Genomic DNA, 18,371 nt, shown 5'->3' on the forward strand with positions numbered 1-18,371 from the left:
ATTGATGAAAAGCGGGTAAAACTGAGTATGCAGGATATTCCATCCGGAGACAGTGAACAGGCTTCATCCCTGCATCAGCGGATTCTGGATGATATTGAAAGCCGGATTCTCTCCGGCGAGTGGCAGCCCGGCTATCGTATTCCTTTTGAACACGAGCTGACTGAACAATATTCCTGCTCCCGCATGACCGTCAATAAGGCGCTGACGCAACTGGCCAAGGCCGGAATGATTGAGCGGAAGCGCCGTTCCGGCAGTTTTGTTTCCAAGCCGCAATCACAGGCGGCAATATTGGAAATTCACGATATCCGCGATGAGGTGGAGCAGTTAGGTCTGCCTTATCGCTATGAGTTGCAAAAATCGATTAATCGGAAAAGCACAGCAGCAGACGGAAAGAAGCTCGAGATCGAGCGCAATACGCCGCTGATAGAGCTGACCTGCCGTCATTATGCCGGAAAACGGGTTTTTGCACTGGAAGAGCGTATCATCAATCTGCGTGCTGTTCCTGATGCTGCGCAGACGGATTTCTCCAAACAATCGCCCAGTCCGTGGCTGGTTGCCTATGTGCCGTGGAGCAATGCGCAACATGCTATCCGCGCAGTAGCAGCGGATGAAAATGTAGCCGCTATTCTTGGTATTCCGGCAGGCGCGGCTTGTCTGGTAATCGAGCGCCAGACCTGGAATGCCGGACAACCGGTGACCTATGTACGCCTGACCTATAGCGGCGACAGCCATGCCTTGGTTGCCCGTTTTGCGCCATCACAGGGGTAGTAACGGCGGGCTTTCACCCGCCGTCAGTTATCAGAAGCTGCGCTGGAAGCGGATCATACCCTGAACCGCATCTTTGCCGTTCTGAATGGATTTTTCATCCTTCCATTTGGTGTAGGAGAGCTCCGGTGTGATTGCGAAACCCGGCACTACTTCGTAAGATAGGTTTGCTGTTGCGGCAAAGGTCTTGGATGCATCATAGGCAAGCTGGGCATTCAGCACTGCCTGCGGCGTTAGTTTGTAGGCCGCACCACCCCAAACAGCCCAATCACCGCCCCATGTGCCGTAGAAACTGCTGACAGCGCGGATCTGGCCGATGACTTGATCATCATTGTTCAGGACACTGACATAGTTGTCTTTATTGGATTTATAACCACCCATTGCCCAGACGGAGAACTGGTCGGAGACATTCAGATCGCCACGGACTTTACCTGCCCATTCTTTATTATAGGCATCATAGGCGGCAACAGCGGTGAGCGAACCCCAGCCTTGTGCGTAGCGTAGGCCGCCAACGACATGGGGGGTGTAGTCTTTAATTGTGGCGCCCCATGGTTTACCGGTCCAGTCAAACGGCACATTATCGATGTCTCCATTGCCGCCCTGTTCAAGCGACAGGATGGCAGACAGGCCGTTATCTCCTGTGAAAGTATAGCTGATCAGGCCGGTTCGACTACCACCCGCGAGGATTACGTCATCATTGATGACATTACCAAGCCCGCCGGTGAAGGTTTTGAATGCCGAATCATCCAGACCGATCCGCAGGCCGCCAAGCTCTATATAGCCATAACGCAATGTGCCGGAAGACTTGTCATCACTGCCGTCTTTCCACTGAAAGCGCAGAGCGGCATAGGTTTTCAATGTGCCAAGTTCGGTTTCAGATGCGGTGCTGAACTTCAGACTGAAGCGGGCCAGACCTTCATAGGTGTCTCGCTTGTTGCTCTTTGCATAGAATGTGTCGTCTTCTGCTTTAAAACCGCGGCCATAGACATCAGCGCCACCGGTAATGTCATAACGGACATAGCCGTGTATCCGCAGGCAGGTTTCCGTGCCTGGAATGTAGAAATAGCCTGCGCCATAAGCATCGCAGACGCGGACATATTCAACGGCTTCAGGTTCCGGTGCAATAACCGGATCAGCAGCAAATGCTGCTGCGCTTGTGAAAAGAGTTGCAGCGGAACTGAGTAAAATTAATTTTGTTTTCATTTATATCTCCAGAATTAGACCTGAAGATATTCATCGAAACCGCCCCTGTTCCCAACGCAGAAATAGGGAGATTAGTCTATAAAAATCAATATGTTGTATAATTGTATCAAGGCAATTTATTGCCTGATATTTCAGGTTCAAAACTTTGTAAAGGCGCAGAAAACCAACGCTATCAATCTATGCCTGTATGCAGAAATAAAAAGAGCCTGATACAGATTTCACTATATCAGGCTCTTTTGAATGAGCTTCAGTTAAGCGTGCTCTTTACAATTACCACTTCATCTTAAAGCCGACAGTGCCTTTGACAATATAGTTGTCTGCAAAGTGGTTGAGGGAGGTATTGACCGAACCCTCACCATAGATCGCATAGGCATTATCGCCCCAGGCATAGGTACCGCCGGCACCAAGACCAGCCCATGTTCTGTCTTCATCATTGGCAAGCTTCACATCCGCAACATTGATTTTGCTGCTGCCGGAGAGTTCCTGATAGATATTGGCAATGCCATAGAACTGCGTGTTGACAGTGCGTCCGTCATGGCCTTTCCAGTCATTGCGGTAGTTCGCAGCAAGACCGAGGCGTGCAGTCAGATTGTCGCCATCGTTTTTGTCGACCTGTGTGCCATAGCTGTCGCTGAAGCTGTTAAAGTCGAGCGAAGACCACATCAGCTGTGCCTGCGGTGTCAGCGACCAGTTGTTATTAACGGTATAGTTCTGGCCGGCTTCAACACTCAGCGCATAACCGAAAGCATTATGACCGTTGGTAAGACTGTTGGCATTGTCAATTTTCAGATCACTGTCATACCAGTTAGCCTGTGCCTGCCCGTCAACATAGAAACCGCTATTGCCATACCATGTGAGCGTGCCGCCCAGACCCCAGCTCTGTGTTTTGATCGTACCGTCACCGGCAAAAGCTGTGACATTGTTCTGTGCATTGCCATATTGGCCGGTGATGCCGCCGATCAGCTTGCCATTGTCACTTTCATAGAACTGACCATCAACGCCGCTTTGCATGACATATGTATTGATATCCTGCTGCAGGCGACCTGATGAGCTGTTGTTTTTGAGATGGCTGTGCGCGCCTTCAATACGACCCCAGATAGCACGGTTTTCGCCACCGTTTTGGCCTTGGGCTGCATTTGATGAACCATCCTGATAACGCTCGCCGACACGCTGCTGCAAAGTCGGCAGTTTATTCAGCGATTGCAGGGTGCTCATATAGCCCTGATAGACGGGAACAGCAGCGCTGTAACGCGGCGTGGTTTCGTTGCCACCAGTATTATTGCCGTTGCCGCTGTCGACAGGGTCGGTCTTATAAATCTCGCTGACCAGATACCAATCGCCATCAGCGGGATCGGATTTAGCGTTTTTGAGCAGTTCATAGGCATAGGCACCGCCGATGACGACCTTTTTGCCGTCTTTCGACGTGTAATCGCTGACGAGCGAGAAAGTACCGTCAGACTGACCGCCGACTTCAATAATCTTGATGCCTTTGTCTGTCTGCGCACCAAGACCGTTGCGGTTGATCACTTTTACATCTGTATCGCCGGAACTGTTGCCGGTAATAACGAGCTTGTCGGTTGCAGATGTATCGTCGCCGAGCACGGTCTCGATTTCGAGCAAGCCGCCTTTGCCGGTATAGTCGCCGTCAATTGTCAGCGTGCCGAGGGATGCATTGCCTGCTGCAATCACACCGCCTTTGGACAGAACAGTATCGCCGATTGTGCCGATGCCCTGTAAGCGCCCGCCGGAAACATCCATTGTGCCGCCGAGGGTGTGATCCACAGCAAGAATACCCGATTTTACAAGAGTTTTACCGGTGAAAGCTGTCTGATCTGTTGTCAGCGTGGTTTTACCGGAACCGATCTGGCTGAGAGTGCCGTTGCCTTCCAGTGCTGTGCCGAAGTCATAGCTGCTGTCTGTATGGTTGAAATTGAGAGCACCATTCCCCGCACCGAACTTGATGGTGCCAGCTTCAATCGTGCCTGCTTGCGTTGCTGCCTGACCGGTTTCGCCGCCAATATTGATTGTGCCGGTACTGCCTGCAGTAGTTGCGACATTGATTATGCCTGCGCCGGATGCAGCACTCACTTTACCTTGGTTAGCAACTGTGAGTGTTCCGTTTTTTACACCACTCCCGTTGCCGCCACCGACAATAAACGAATTAGCTGTGGTTTGTGTTGTATTGAGTGCCGAGCCCGCGCCAGAAACCAGAATAGTGCCGATAGCATCATTGGTGACAGCGCGATCATATGATCCGACACGCATCCCGCCTGCTGTCACCACGCCACCGTTCAGAATGCTCAGCGAGCCGCGCGTTAGCAGAAACGGATTGGTAACGGTCATGACCGATCCCACATCTGAAACCAGAATGTCGGCCGATCCACCTAAATCTTGTAAGCCATTGGCCGCAGCGTTTGTGGATGCAAATACACCGATCTGCATAACACCCGCAGTCAGGGAGCCGCCATCTGTCACATTAATTGTAGCGTGACCACGCGATATCCGAAATAAATTTGTTTCATATGCGGAATTTGCACCGGTGACATTGATCGCGGCTTTGGTTCCGGCAGTAAAGGCCAGATTGGTGCCGACTGTGGAAACGAACTTCCCGCCATTCTCGACATTCAAGGTTGCGCCTTCGGTATCTTCAATTAAGACGCCGCCTTTTTCTGTGACGACGGTTCCGGTTCCGGTAACTGTGACGGTTCGACCACCATCAAACAATGAAGTGCTCAATGCACCTGCGCCAGAGCCCTTTGACGTATCATAGGTGAACTGAGCACCATCCTTGAAAATGAGATCACCATCGGTTGTTTTCAACGACCAGAAAATGTTGCTGGGGCCACCTGTTATGCTGAGTGTCCCACCACCATTTTTGATAATCGCACCACTAAAGCCATTCACACCGTTGGTGGTTATAGATCCATTAATCGTGAGTGCTGAGCCGGTCGCGACATTGAGTGCCAGATTGCCGGCCGAAGAGGTAAGCGTATTGCCTGCGGTTTCAATACGCAGATTTGTAGTCACTTGTGGCAAAGAAGTTGGGGAAATTGTGAAGCTGCCGACCATAGTGATGGTTGAACTCGCATCCCCGCTGGCATTGGCCTGATTGATAGCCGCCACCAGTTCAGTCTCGTTCGATGCAGTGAAATTCGCTGCATTCGCGGTGCCGGTCAGGCCGAGAGCAAGAGCCGCGCCTGCCAAAGCCAGAGTGCGGTAAGAGACACTGGATCGGAAATGACCCGACCATGTGCAAAGCGATGCGCGAGACAGATTTGAGAACACAAAACCTCCTTCCGGCGCTTCATAAAAACGCCGGTTCCTGACCATTAAGAATGAGCTTCGCAATTGAGATGAATGGCAGCGTGACGCTGCTGATTTCCCCGTTTTTGAATTGTCTAAATTTATAATATTATGAGATTAAAAATATCAACTTAAATTATTGATTTAACGGCATGTTTCAAAAAAATTTCATGTCTTTATTACGAATATCATTAATATAAATGTACGAATTACATTTGCTTTTAGATCAAAGGGATTTTTGTGCTTGATGCACCGGTTGAAAGCTCCAAAAAACAAACAGCAATGAATGCCGCCGCCGGAGCTTATGCCAGCTGGTTTGGATAAATAAAATTGAGGATGGCTCAATGCACAGAAGTGGAGAAAATGGCCATCAGCTTGTATGGCAAAGCCAGCAAAGAAATTGCTTTTGAAATATTCCGGAGAAGCAAAATGAGTTTGGCTTCTCCGGATCAGCGTTTTTTTAAAACGCTTCTTTCGACAGGGTTACTGTTTCAAGGAAATCATAGTCCAGAGTAACGCCGATACCTGCACCGTTTGACGGAACCGGCATAATGCCGTTTTCAGTTTCCAGCTTCTCACAGACAATATCCCGTTCGAAATAACGCGAAGAAGAGGATGTATCGCCCGGACGCTTGAATTGTTCCAGCGTCGAGAGATGAATATTATGGGCACGCCCGATACCGGATTCCAGCATGCCGCCGCACCAGACCGGCACATCATGCGCCTGACAAATATCGTGAATCTGACGTGCACTGGCATGACCGCCGACACGGCCGACTTTGATGTTAATGACGCGGCCTGCATCAATCGCCAATGCTTTACGGCAAAGCTCCGGTGTGCGGATACATTCGTCCAGACAAATGGCTGTGCGCATCATGGATTGCAGTTTTGCGTGATCCTGCAGATCATCCCATGCCAAAGGTTGTTCGATATAATCCAGACCGAAATCATCGAATTGACGCAGCAAAGCGAGATCAGCCAGCGTATAGGCGCAGTTGGCATCAACGGTCAGGTGAATATCAGGGAAACGATTGCGCACTTTTTCCAGCAGTTTCAGATCATGACCCGGCATGACTTTCAGCTTAATGCGGCGATAGCCCTGCTGTACATGACGTTCAACATCCATCAAGGATTCCGGAATTTCCTTAATGCCGAGAGAGACACCGACTTCAACTTCTTTGCGGGTGCCGCCAAGCGCATGGGACAGCGACAGGCCGAGCGATTTCGACCACAAATCCCAATAGGCCATTTCCACACAGGCTTTGGCCATCTGGTGATCGCGCCAATGGCGCATCATCTGGCTCAGTTCATAAGGCGTTGAGAATTCCTTGCCGATAATCTGCGGCAGAAAAACATCCCGCATCATCATCATGGATGACACCGTGGTTTCCGGCAGATAATCGGGCAGGGTATCACAGACACCTTCCGCATAGCCTTCGATATTGCCGCTGCGCAGGATGAGCAGCGGGAAAGTCTTTTTCGTAGCCACACCGGTAGAAATGCGAAACGGATTGAGAAGTTTCAGCTCTACAAGACGTAATTCTGCGCTATCAATCCGGAGTTTCGGACGGAGTTGCGACGGGGCTTGGAACAACATGATTGGTCTCTGTAATTTCTGTATGCGCTGTCAATCAGCGTGCCTGCAGTGAGGATCGTGAAATAGGGTGAGGCCGCAGCAAGTGCCGCGGCCCCGCTTTGATTAGTTCCAGCTCATGTCATAGAAGCGCACGAACTCATCCGGTGTCGGAGTGAAGTTCAGGTCTTTCGCCATCACATAATTGGTTGTGTAGGTCCAGAGCGGCACCCAATAGGCCTGATCTGCGATCTGGCGCAGCGCTTTGCTGTAGGATTCTTTGCGTTTTTCCGGATCAGTGGTGGTGTCAGCCTGTTTGAGCGTTGCTGTCAGCTCAGCATTTTTGACATCATCAATATCCGAACCGTCAAAGAATTTGGATGTCGAAGCGGAGGCATCAGCCACGGAACCGGAGCCCCATGTGACAAAGCCCATCGGGATTTCACCTTTGAGCTGTTTGTCCGCGAGTGCTGCATATTTCAGCATCTGCAGATCAACCTTTACGCCGACATTGCCCAACATCTGCGCCATAGCTTCGGTGGCTGCTTTATCACGATAGAAATACATCGTGGTGGTAAAGCCGTTTTCATAGCCTGCTTCTTTCAGCAGTTCTTTGGCCTTGGCCGGGTCAAAGTTGTAGGACGTCACATCCTGCTCACAACCAAATTGCAGCGGGCTGCAGATGGAATCGATGATTTGCGAGGAAGGCGCGAAGAAAGCATCGCGCACGGCTTTACGGTCAATCGCATGATTGATTGCCTGACGAACACGCAGATCTTTCAGCGGAGTGTCGGCGCTGGAACGGCCGGACACATCCATGGAAATATAGCCGAAGCGTAGCGTTTCACCCTGAACAACGTTGAAACTGTCGCGGGTTTTGAGTTTCTGTGTGAGGTCTTCAGGCACCTGCCAGATGAAATCCACGGAACCGGACATCATTTCCGCGATCTGCGTATTGGTATCCGGAATGCTGCGCACTTCCACATTTTTGATCTGTGGTTTCTGACGCGGGCCGCCATCGTGATAGTCAGGGAAAGCCTTCAGCGTATAGCCGCTCCCCGGTTCGATCTTATCCACCATATAAGGACCGGTGCCGACCGGATTTTTGGAGAAGCCTGCATCGCCGACTTCCTGATAATATTTTGCCGGATAAATCTGAATGGCGCTTTCAAGAAAATCGAGCGCAGCAGGGAATGGTGCTTTCAGATGCACGAGAACGGTCTGGTCATCAACCTTCTCGGCATTTTTGATCCATGCCACTGTATTCGGCATAGCAACCGGAGTTTTAGGGTCGGAGAAATGGTTCAGCGTGAACACAACATCATCCGCACCGAAAGCATCGCCGTTATGGAACTTCACGCCCTGACGCAGCTTGAATTCAAGGGTGATATCATCAACCCATTTGAAACTTTCGGCCAGATTGCCGACCCATTCACGGGTTTTCGGATCGCGTTCAACCAGTGTGTCCCACACGGCATAGCCGAAAATGGTGCTTTCGCGGGCGGAACTGAAATAGGTGTTCGGATTGTCCAGCTCTTTGGCAAATGCGATATTGACGGTGTCATCTGACTTATCGGCCAGTGCTGCACCGGATACGCCCAGATACAGGCTGGCGGTAAGGGTAGCCAGAATTGCAAAATTCTTACGAAAGCTCATGTGTCGCTCCACTTCGACGCAAGGTTAAAAAGGGTCAGGCAGTTTTTTGTTGTTATCGGGTTGAAGGCTGCGGGCTTTTGCCCTCAGCAATGTCGGCAAATATCCCTGCCATGCAGCGCAATGCATCACGGCAAGTGCTTTTCAGAACATGTTCATCAGGTGCATGTTGCGAACAGGCGCGGTAGGAATGCGGCACCCAGACGGTCGGCAGGCCCAGTGTCTCCGAGAAACACTCATTAGGCAGCGAGCCGCCGAGATTAGGCAGAATATGTGGTGGGTTACCGGAGGTATTTGTCAGTGATTGCGTGACAAAGCGTGCCCACGGATGATCCGGATCGAGGCGGGTCGCGGTAAAATCATCATCCTCGCGGCGGGTGATTTTGACATCCGTATAACCATGCTGATCGAGATGACGGCGTAGCGCGGGTATAATGTCGTTCGCATTCGTGCCGACAACATAACGCAGCTGGCAGGTTGCCCGTGCCTCGCCGGAGATGGCATTGACCGGTGCCTCAGGCACGCCGGATGTCATGGCGAGAATGGCAAAACTGTTCCAGCCATAGACCCGCTCGGCTGGGGTTAAACCGGCTTCGCCCCAGTCTTTATCAACGCTCGGTCCGGTTTCCATGTCCACCGGCAAATCACGGAGTGCCGCGCGGATATTATCGGTCAGGCTGGTTGGCCGCCATTCCGGAATACGGATCTGACCGCGTTCATCGGTGATTGTCGCCAGTGCCTGCACGAGCCGCATTGCCGGATCGGCAAGCAAGCCGCCCCAATTACCGGAATGATGCGCGCCATCGCGTTTTTCTACAATCAGATCGACGGTGACTGCACCGCGTGCGCCCATGAAAACCGTGGCTCTGTCCGGTTGCAATCGCGGGCCGTCAGAGGCGATCAGCACATCAGCCGCGAGTTCTTGTTTGTGTGATGCGCAGAAGGCTTGCAAACCCGGAGAGCCGTTTTCTTCGGCCATTTCCAGCAGAATGGTGGCGTTGAAACCAAGCTTCCCATGCACGGCAATCAGCGCTTCAAGTGCAGCAATATTGATCAGATGCTGCACTTTATTATCGGCTGTGCCGCGCCCGTACCAACGGTCACCTTCTTCTTTCAAAACAAAAGGTGACAGGCCTTCTCGCCATTGCTCGGTCTGCGCATGAATGACATCGCCATGGCCATAGATCAGCACAGTCGGCAGGGCAGCGTCTTCTATGCGACGGGCAATCATCAGTGGGCCGCCTTCGGCCACCGGATTGTCATAGATTTTGATCTCAAATCCTGCAGCCTGCAAACGCGGCGTAATAGCCGTGTCCAGATAGTCTGCCAGCACCGGTTTTCTCTCCGGTACCTGACTTTCTGTCGGATAGCTCACCAAAGCGGCCAGTTCGGATTTCATCGTGCCGCTGTCGAAATAGGTTTCGATTTGGCTGATGACAGTCTCACGCAAAGTCATGACTGTCCTCCTCGGTTACTGCATCACCCCATGGCGACATAATCTCGGTGCAACCTGAGTTCAGATCACCTTCACGCATCACACCGGCAGGGCATGCAAAGGCAAACGGCCAGACGGTGCGGCGGGTGGTGACGGTTCTGGCGACTTTATTCAGTTCCGCAATTGTATCCGCTGGCAGGCTGTCATCGGCGATAATGACATCGGCGGCAGACATATCGAGACGCGGTTGATGGAAAGCACCTTCAATATCCATGCCGGAATCGACGATGAAAGAGGAAAGCTGGGCAACGGCCGAGACAATCTTACGCCCGCCTGACGCACCAATGGCGAAACGGCGTTCGCCTTGCTCACCAAGTGCAGGGCAGACATTCATCAGGCACTGACGTCCCGGTTGCAGGGAGTTTGGTTTCCCTTGCACAGGATCGAACCACATAATGCCGTTATTGAGCAAAAAGCCGGTGGAAGGCGAGACAACTTTTGAGCCGAACAGCGACAGCAAAGTCTGTGTCATTGAGACCATATTGCCGTGGCGATCCACGACGGAAAAATGCGTTGTGCAGCCCGGTGCTTTTGGCACTTCGCCGTCATCACCCATATTCTCCAGCCGCTGCTGATAGGCATGACGCAGCGCTTTGGCGTAGCCGGTATAGGCATCAGCATCCGGCTGACCTTTGCCGATTTCCGGCAGGGCTTCAAAGGCTTGTCTCATGGTCGGACCGGCGGTCAGATGCGGTGTGACATAGAATGTCGCATCGCCGCGCTTAAAGCTCAGCGGATCAGCAATGGTTGCACGGTAATCACGCAAATCCTGCATGGATAATGAGCCGCCTTTAGCGCGGACATCTTTGACCAGTGCCTGTGCCAGATCACCTTCATAGAATGTGCGATAGCCCTGTTCTGCCAGCTCGGTCAGGGAAGGTGCATAACCGGACATGTCAACGCGCTTGTCGGACAGGCTCGTCCAGCCATTGATCATCGGCCATTGGCCGTCTTCCAGAAACAGCGCTGCGGCATCAGGATCTTTGGCCAATTCACGGGTTGCGCCTGCGATAACAAGTGCTGCATACCAGTCAACTGGCAGGCCTTCTTTTGCGAGTTTAATCGCCGGAGCCAGCAGATCCGCCCAAGGCATGGTGCCCCAGCGTGCATGTGCCTGACCGATACCGTCGACCACACCCGGTACTGCAACGGCAGTCGCGCCCATAATATTACGGTCATCGACCACGGCTTCCCACGGGAAAAGATCGGAGTTTTTACCGGCACCGGAGAGCGGATAATCGGCAGGGTTCAGTTCCACAGGCGCACGCATGGCATAGGTCACGGCATGGGCTTTACCGGAAGCTGCATCCCAAACCATCATCGCGCCGCCACCGGCAGGGCCTGACATCCACGGCTCAAGCACACCAATGGCGAAAGAAACGGCCGTTGCGGCATCCATCGCATTGCCGCCTGCTGCAAGCACTGCCGCACCGATTTGTGCTGCGCGGCTGTTTTGTGCTGCTACGACACCGCCTTTAGTGCGGATGACATTCTTGCGAGTAACTTGCGTACGGGAAAGACTGGTTTGCATTTCAGTTCCTTAATCAGTTCAGGCAGGCAGTGCAGTGGCATTGGTATAAAGGTGGCAAGCGACACAACCGCTGCCGCTTTCCCGCAAGACAGGACGGGACTGATCGCAGGGGGTAAAGCGGTCAGGGCAACGCGGATGGAAGGCACAACCTGCAGGCGGATTGATCGGATTTGGATATTCTGTGCCGAGCTGTGTATCCGGCACGCCGAGTTCCGGTTCCGGTGTCAGCACAGAATCCAGCAAAGCCCGTGAATAAGGGTGGCGGGCATTGCGGAAAATGTCTTCAGTTTCGCGCTCTTCAACAATGCGTCCGAGATACATCACCGCAACGCGTGTCGCGAGATATTCAACAACCGCCAGATTGTGGCTGATGAACAGATAAGTCAGACCGAGCTCACGCTGCAGGTCACCCAGCAGATTAAGGATCTGGCTCTGCACGGATACATCGAGTGCGGATGTCGGTTCGTCGCAGATAACAATTTCCGGCTTCATAATCAGAGCACGGGCAATAGCAACACGCTGGCGCTGACCGCCGGACATCTGGTTCGGATAAGCGTTAAGCATACGCGAAGGCAGCCCGACGACATCCATGATTTCCTTCACCTTCTTTTCGCGCGATGCCTGATCGCCGACACTATGCACCACGAGTGGCGCCATAATAATCTGACGGATGGTTTTACGCGGATTGAGTGAGGAATAAGGGTCCTGAAAGATCGGCTGAATACGGCGCGACAATTCAAAGCGGTTTTGCTGGGTGATATCTTCGCCGTTAATTTCGACACGTCCACTGGTCGGTTTTTCCAATCCGAGCAGGATTTTAGCCAGCGTTGATTTTCCGCAACCGGATTCGCCGACAAGGCCAAGAACCGAGCCGCGCTCTACCGTCAGAGAAACATCGCTGACCGCTGCCAGCGGCTTTTTACCGGAGAAAAAGCCCTGCCGTACCTGATAGATTTTGGAGACATTGTGAAGTTGTAGAACTGGCTGGCTCATAGCAAAGCCTCCGCAGGCTGACGCATGCCGTTTGCATGGATGCATTGTAATTTATGATGAGCGGAGAGATCGCGCTGCGGGATGGTACCGGTACAGGCTTCAATCGCTTCAGGGCAGCGGTCGCGGAAGATGCAGCCGGTATGACGACCGACCAGATTTGGCACGATGCCCGGAATTGTACCCAACCGTTCTCCGCGTTTAATGCGTCCCGGTATCGGAATGCAGTCCAGAAGCCCACGCGTATAAGGATGTGCAGGATTGCGGAAGATTTCGCTGACAGAACCGGCTTCAACCAGCTCACCGGCATACATCACAGCAACTTTGTCAGCGATACGCGCAACGACGCCGAGATCATGGGTGATCAGGATCATCGCCATGCCCATTTTCTGCTGCAGGTCTTTGAGGAGACGTAAAATCTGAGCCTGAATGGTCACGTCCAGAGCGGTTGTCGGCTCATCGGCGATCAGCAATTCCGGCTCACACATCAGCGCCATTGCAATCATGATACGCTGACGCAAACCACCGGAAAGCTGATGCGGATATTGGTTGAGACGGCTTTCTGCGGCGGTAATCCCGACCATACGCAGAAGATCTGCGGCGCGTTTCAGCGCTTCAGCTTTGCTGACAGATTTATGCAGACGCAATGCTTCTGCCAGCTGACTGCCGATCGTATAGGCAGGATTCAGGCTGGTCATCGGCTCCTGAAAAATCATCGCCATACGGTTACCGCGCAGCGCACGCATTTCCCGCGCTGTGGCCTTTTGCAGGTCAATGCCGTCAAAGCTCATTTCAGCCGCATTGCGCTGAATACCCGGTGACAAAAGCCCCATCACCGCAAGCGAGGTCAGCGATTTGCCGGAGCCGCTTTCACCGACAATGCAGAGGGTTTCGCCCGGTTTAACCTCGAGATTGATATTGCGCACGGCATGAAGAGTGCCCGCGGCGGTGGGGATGTCCAGTGTCAGGCCCTGAACTTTAAGAATAGGAGCAGTCATTGGTTTTCCCCTCAGTTCCGTCCGCCCGGCGCGGTAATGTCGCGCAGGCCGTCGCCCATGAGATTGATCGCCAGCACCAGCACAAACAGCGCAACACCGGGGATCATCACAAGCCATGGCTCGAACAGCATCATGTCTTTGCCCTCGGAGATCATCAGACCCCAGCTGGCTGTCGGCGGCTGCACACCAAGTCCGAGAAAGGACAAGGCGGCTTCCAGCAAAATGGCATGCGCCATTTCCAGCGTGGCAACGACAATCAGATTGTTCATCAGATTAGGCAGGATTTCGGAGATCAGAATGCGCGGGGTGGATGTGCCGATGGCATAGGATGCCGCTACATATTCCCGTCGCGCGATCTGTAATGTTGAAGCGCGCATGACCACCGCATAGCGATCCCACAGTAACAGGCCGAGAACAGTGGCAACAACGGTCAGCGATCCGCCAAACAAGGCGACAACAGCCAGCGCGACCAGAACAACCGGCATTGCGAGGCGCACATTGATCAGGAATGTCACCACAGCATCAACACGGCCGCCGAAATAACCGGCCGCAACGCCCATAGCCGTGCCGATAATGCCGGAGATCAGTGCTGCCGAGAGGCCTATAAATAATGAAACGCGTGCACCGTGCAGCAAACGGGCGAGATAATCGCGGCCAAGCTGGTCAGTTCCCAGAACGTGATCGGATTTACCACCTAAGAATTCCGGCGGCACCATACGGTTCAGCAGATCCTGCGTATAGGGATCATATTTGAGAAGCATCGGAGCAAAGATTGCAACCAGTGCAATCACTGCCACGATGATCGTACCGATCATGAAACCGCTATGACCGAAAATACGGCGGCGCAAAATCGCAGACGGGGACGGTTCCAGAATTTGTTCTGCGGTCGGTATAGAAGAAAAAGTGGTCATGAGGTCCTCATGCGTGGATCAAGCCAGGCATTCATGATGTCGGCGAGCAGTGTGAAGACGATGTAAAACATGGAGAAAAGCAGGATCAGCGCCTGAACGGTCGGCAGATCGTTGCGGGTAATTGACTCCCATGCGAGCAGTCCGGCACCCGGCAAAGCGAAGACAGATTCAACCACAATTGAACCGCCGAGCATGAAGCCCATCTGCACGGCTGACAGCGAGACAACAGGGATAATCGCATTGCGCAACGCATGGGTGAACAGCACCCGCCATTCCGATGAGCCTTTGGCACGGGCAGTGCGGATATAGTCCGACGATAAAACTTCCAGCATACCGGCGCGGGTGAGGCGCATAATTGCAGGCATGGCATAATAGCCGAGTACAATGGTTGGCAGGATAAAGTGCTGCCATGTCTTGGCACCGGATGCAGGCAGCCAGCCGAGATCAATGGAGAAAACCGAGATCAGCACAAGCGCAAACCAGAAACTCGGCATTGCCTGTCCGGCGACAGAAATAAACAGCGCCAGCTTGTCGGTCAGTGAGTTGGGACGTTTGGCAGCAAGCACGCCAAGGGGTACGGCTACGAGCAGCGCAAATACGATAGCGGTCAGACCAAGGCGCATTGTCACGCCAAGCCGGCTGGAAATGAGATCTGCAACCGGAAGTTTGAAATAATAGCTCTGGCCGAAATTGAAATGTGCGGCATTCCACAGCCAGTCCGCATATTGCAGCAGCATCGGGCGGTCAAAGCCGTAAAATTCGCGGATTGTCTGAATGTCCTGCGCACTCGCGCCTTCTCCGGCGATGGCAGTCGCAGGGTCGCCGCTCAGGTAAAGCAGACAAAAACTGATAAAAGACACGGTCAGCGCAACCAGTAAGGCAAGGCCGAGCCGCTTGAGGATGAAACCAAGCAAGTTTTGCTCCGTCAAAATCGTTTTAGGATATGAGGGGTGTGGCCGGAGGTGACAGTGCAGAACGCATCAGCTGGGTACTGCGGGATTTCACCTGTTAACGGATTGCCGGTTTATGCGTCATCAAAGCGGAATGATGCAGACGCGATACCGTGCAAACCGGAAATATTCTTCAGCCGTTTACTGCCAAAGCTGAATTAAAAAATATCGGCTACCGGCTTATTTGGCGTGCTGAAAACCACGGCAAAGATTTTTTGATTTTTCATTGGCATTCCCCTTTTGTATTGTATTGCAATACTTGTGATCGCATGTTAATATCGAACCATAGTTTTCCCTTCTGCGTCAAGAGTTTTTTGCGACTGGAGTGTGCCCCATTGAGTGAAAGCGAAAGAAATCCCTTAATTATCAGTTCGCTAATAAAAGCGATGACCCTGTTGAAAGCCTTCGGGGAGGGAAATGCTGTTTTGGGTATTTCTGATCTTGTGCGCATAACGGGCATTGAGAAAAGCAGTGTTCAGCGCATCCTCGCCACGCTCTATGCGGAAGGCATGCTGAACCGTGATAATCATAGCCGCCGTTACCGGCTATCAAATCAATGGCTGCATATGGCCTATGCCCATTACATTGCAGAGCCGCTGACGTCGCAGGTTATGCCGCGTCTTTTCGCCTTGCAGCAGCAAATCGGGCAGTCGTTCAATCTGGCAGAAATATGTGACACATCAATTATTTACTCGGTGCGCCTTCCGGTGCAACGTACCAATTTTGAAGGTACATTGATCGGACGTACTCATCCGGCGCTGAATACATCGGGTGGCCGTGCCATTCTCGCCACATGGGACGCAGATGCACGGCAAGAAGCTGTAAAAAACTGGCCGGTGACGGAATATACGCCACGCACAACAGTTGACCGCGGGGAAATTTCAGACCTTGTTGAGCAGGCGCGACAGGATGGTTTTGCTGTATCTGTTGAGGAAATCCTGCTCAATGAAATTGGTATTGCAGCGCCAATAAAATCGTCCAGCGGTAAAGCGCGTGCAGCAATTCACTGTTCTGTTTCGATGGCTGACTGGTCGGTAGATCGTGTGCGTAAAGAAATTGCGCCATTACTGGTCGATACAGCACGAACATTTTTTGATCCGCGGACAGAAGAATAGTCTGCCGCATATTTGAGCTGTATAGCTATATGATGCATATGAAAACGGGGCCTGACGGCCCCGCTTATTTATTCAGGAAGGACATCTTCCAGTCCTTTGGTCAGTTCCAGTGCCTGCCGTTCAAACAGCCGGCGGTAAATGCCGCCCGGCTTGCGGATAAGCGCATCATGATCGCCCTCCTCAAGGACCTTACCTTTGTCAAAGACCAGCAGTCTGTCCAGCGCACGCACCGTTGAAAGCCGGTGTGCAATGACCAATGTTGTACGGCCGATCATTAGCCGTTCCATTGCCTGCTGGATCAGCACTTCCGATTCTGAGTCGAGGCTGGAAGTTGCCTCATCCAGAATAAGGATCGGTGCATTGGCCAAAAACGCACGGGCAATCGCCACACGTTGACGCTCACCGCCGGAGAGTTTCACACCACGCTCACCAACAAGGGTCGCATAGCCTTTTGGCAGACGGCTGATGAAGTCATGGGCGCTGGCAAGACGTGCTGCTTCCTCAACTTCCGCCTGTGTCGCACCGGGGCGGGCATAGGCGATATTCTCGGCCAGTGTCCGGTGAAACAGGATCGGTTCCTGTTGCACAATGGCGATCTGTGAACGCAACGATGCCTGCGTAACATGAGCAATATTCTGCCCGTCAATCTTAATGGCGCCGCCGCTGACATCATAGAGACGCTGGATCAGCTTGACGAAAGTCGTCTTACCCGAGCCGGAATGGCCAACCAGACCAACCCGTTCACCGGCTTCAATCTTCACCGAAAAATCACGGTAGAGTGCTGCTTCATGATTGCCGTAATGGAAAGTCACCTTGTCAAAGCGGATTTCACCATTGCTGATCTGAATGGCCGGTGCATTCGGCTTGTCGGCAATGCCGTAAGGCTCTGCCTCAATCTGCACCAGTTCTTCCATATCATTCACCGAGCGTTGCAGATTGCGGATATGCATGCCGACATCACGCAAATAACCCTGCAGCATGAAGAATGCTGTCAGAACAAAGGTGATATCACCGGCCGTTGCTTTGCCCTGGCTCCACAAGTAAAGCGCAAAAGCAATGACAACACCGCGCATTATCAGCAGATTGGCACCCTGAATAAAACCGTTCAGAGTTCCGATCAGCCATGTGCGGCGTGTACGGCTGCGCCATTTGGTGACAACTTTTGCAAGTCGTGCATCTTCACGCTTTTCAGCACCAAAGGCTTTCACAACAGCATTGCACGAAATGGCATCGGCCAGCGCGCCGCCCATGCGTGTATCCCAGCTATTAGCCAAGGTTGCCGCAGGCGCGACAAAACCGAGCGAAATCACAATCGTGCAGACAATGAACAGCACAGAGCCGATTGCAACCAGCACGCCCATGAGCGGCCAGTACCAGGCCAGCAGCGCAACCGAACCGACCAGCATCAGCAGCGATGGCAGTAATGCGATAATCAGCGTATCATTCAGCAAATCCATCGCCCACATTGCACGCGAGACTTTGCGCACGGTTGATCCGGCAAAGGCATTGGCGTGCCAGTCGGTGGAAAAGCGCTGCAATTTACGGAACGAACTGGCCGCCATGTCACTCATGATTTTCAGCGTGAAATCGGTGATAACATAGAAGGTCAGCTGACGTGTAATCAGGGCCAGTGCGCCAAGCGCCAGCAGAACGATAAGTGCCTCAATTGCCGCAGACCACGCGCTGTCGCCACTCAGCGAAAGCGCGTCAACCAGCCGTCCGGAATAGAGCGGCGTCAGAACATCTGCGGTCGTTGCAAGCAGCATACCGATTATCATCAGTGTCAGCCGCAGAGGCTGACTTCGCCAGTGGCCGAAAGTGTAGCCGAGGACATTGCGGAAGGCAGGCCCACGGAAATTTATGCGAAACCGGGTCATATGAAAC

The 18,371-nt window shown here is 52.7% G+C and carries 13 protein-coding genes; 2 read left to right on the forward strand and 11 right to left on the reverse strand.

Translation table 11 applies throughout. The features are described 5' to 3' along the window. The first annotated feature begins 27 nt into the window (after positions 1-27). Positions 28-768, forward strand: a complete 741-nt coding sequence (gene hutC / locus KHQ09_RS01780) for a histidine utilization repressor (RefSeq protein WP_213600206.1) — start codon at positions 28-30, stop codon at positions 766-768. A gap of 30 nt (positions 769-798) precedes the next feature. Here hutC and KHQ09_RS01785 read toward each other — a convergent pair whose 3' ends face one another. From KHQ09_RS01785 to KHQ09_RS01830, 10 genes are all read right to left on the reverse strand, one after another. Further along, positions 799-1,968 (reverse strand): porin, encoded by a 1,170-nt coding sequence (locus KHQ09_RS01785; protein WP_213600207.1) that lies wholly within the window; start codon positions 1,966-1,968, stop codon positions 799-801. Between the two features lie 270 nt (positions 1,969-2,238). Then, positions 2,239-5,253 carry an autotransporter family protein gene (locus tag KHQ09_RS01790; RefSeq protein ID WP_213600208.1) on the reverse strand — a complete coding sequence of 1,005 codons (3,015 nt, stop codon included), beginning with the start codon at positions 5,251-5,253 and terminating at the stop codon, positions 2,239-2,241. 478 nt (positions 5,254-5,731) lie between these two features. Next, positions 5,732-6,868: an o-succinylbenzoate synthase gene (gene menC / locus KHQ09_RS01795; protein ID WP_213600209.1), complete on the reverse strand. Its 1,137-nt coding sequence runs from the start codon at positions 6,866-6,868 to the stop codon at positions 5,732-5,734. 102 nt (positions 6,869-6,970) lie between these two features. Further along, positions 6,971-8,500, reverse strand: a complete 1,530-nt coding sequence (locus tag KHQ09_RS01800) for an ABC transporter substrate-binding protein (protein WP_213600210.1) — start codon at positions 8,498-8,500, stop codon at positions 6,971-6,973. A 52-nt stretch (positions 8,501-8,552) separates the two neighbouring features. Further along, entirely contained in the window at positions 8,553-9,953 is a 1,401-nt protein-coding gene (locus KHQ09_RS01805; RefSeq protein WP_213600211.1) for a M20 family metallopeptidase, read from the reverse strand. Next, positions 9,940-11,523, reverse strand: coding sequence for a gamma-glutamyltransferase family protein (locus tag KHQ09_RS01810; protein ID WP_213600212.1), 1,584 nt, complete (start codon positions 11,521-11,523; stop codon positions 9,940-9,942). Before KHQ09_RS01810 ends, KHQ09_RS01805 begins: the two co-directional genes overlap by 14 nt. A gap of 18 nt (positions 11,524-11,541) precedes the next feature. Then, a complete protein-coding gene (locus KHQ09_RS01815) occupies positions 11,542-12,516 on the reverse strand; it encodes an ABC transporter ATP-binding protein (RefSeq protein WP_213600213.1) in 975 nt (324 codons plus the stop codon). Continuing rightward, positions 12,513-13,511, reverse strand: a complete 999-nt coding sequence (locus tag KHQ09_RS01820; protein ID WP_213600214.1) for an ABC transporter ATP-binding protein — start codon at positions 13,509-13,511, stop codon at positions 12,513-12,515. The genes KHQ09_RS01815 and KHQ09_RS01820 overlap by 4 nt, the downstream gene beginning before the upstream one ends. Positions 13,512-13,522: 11 nt before the next feature. Continuing rightward, positions 13,523-14,422, reverse strand: coding sequence for an ABC transporter permease (locus tag KHQ09_RS01825; RefSeq protein WP_022709576.1), 900 nt, complete (start codon positions 14,420-14,422; stop codon positions 13,523-13,525). Beyond that, the gene (locus tag KHQ09_RS01830; protein WP_075656749.1) at positions 14,419-15,336 is read right to left on the reverse strand and encodes an ABC transporter permease; all 918 of its coding nucleotides are present in this window, start codon (positions 15,334-15,336) and stop codon (positions 14,419-14,421) included. Before KHQ09_RS01830 ends, KHQ09_RS01825 begins: the two co-directional genes overlap by 4 nt. Positions 15,337-15,797: 461 nt before the next feature. On the opposite strand from KHQ09_RS01830, the gene KHQ09_RS01835 reads away from it, so the two are divergent. Next, positions 15,798-16,487 carry an IclR family transcriptional regulator gene (locus KHQ09_RS01835; protein WP_238481524.1) on the forward strand — a complete coding sequence of 230 codons (690 nt, stop codon included), beginning with the start codon at positions 15,798-15,800 and terminating at the stop codon, positions 16,485-16,487. A 68-nt stretch (positions 16,488-16,555) separates the two neighbouring features. Here KHQ09_RS01835 and KHQ09_RS01840 read toward each other — a convergent pair whose 3' ends face one another. Beyond that, complete coding sequence (locus tag KHQ09_RS01840; protein WP_213600216.1) at positions 16,556-18,364, reverse strand: ABC transporter ATP-binding protein; 1,809 nt, start codon at positions 18,362-18,364, stop codon at positions 16,556-16,558. Positions 18,365-18,371 lie beyond the last annotated feature (7 nt).

This window comes from Pseudochrobactrum algeriensis, assembly GCF_018436245.1.
Taxonomy (GTDB): domain Bacteria; phylum Pseudomonadota; class Alphaproteobacteria; order Rhizobiales; family Rhizobiaceae; genus Pseudochrobactrum; species Pseudochrobactrum saccharolyticum.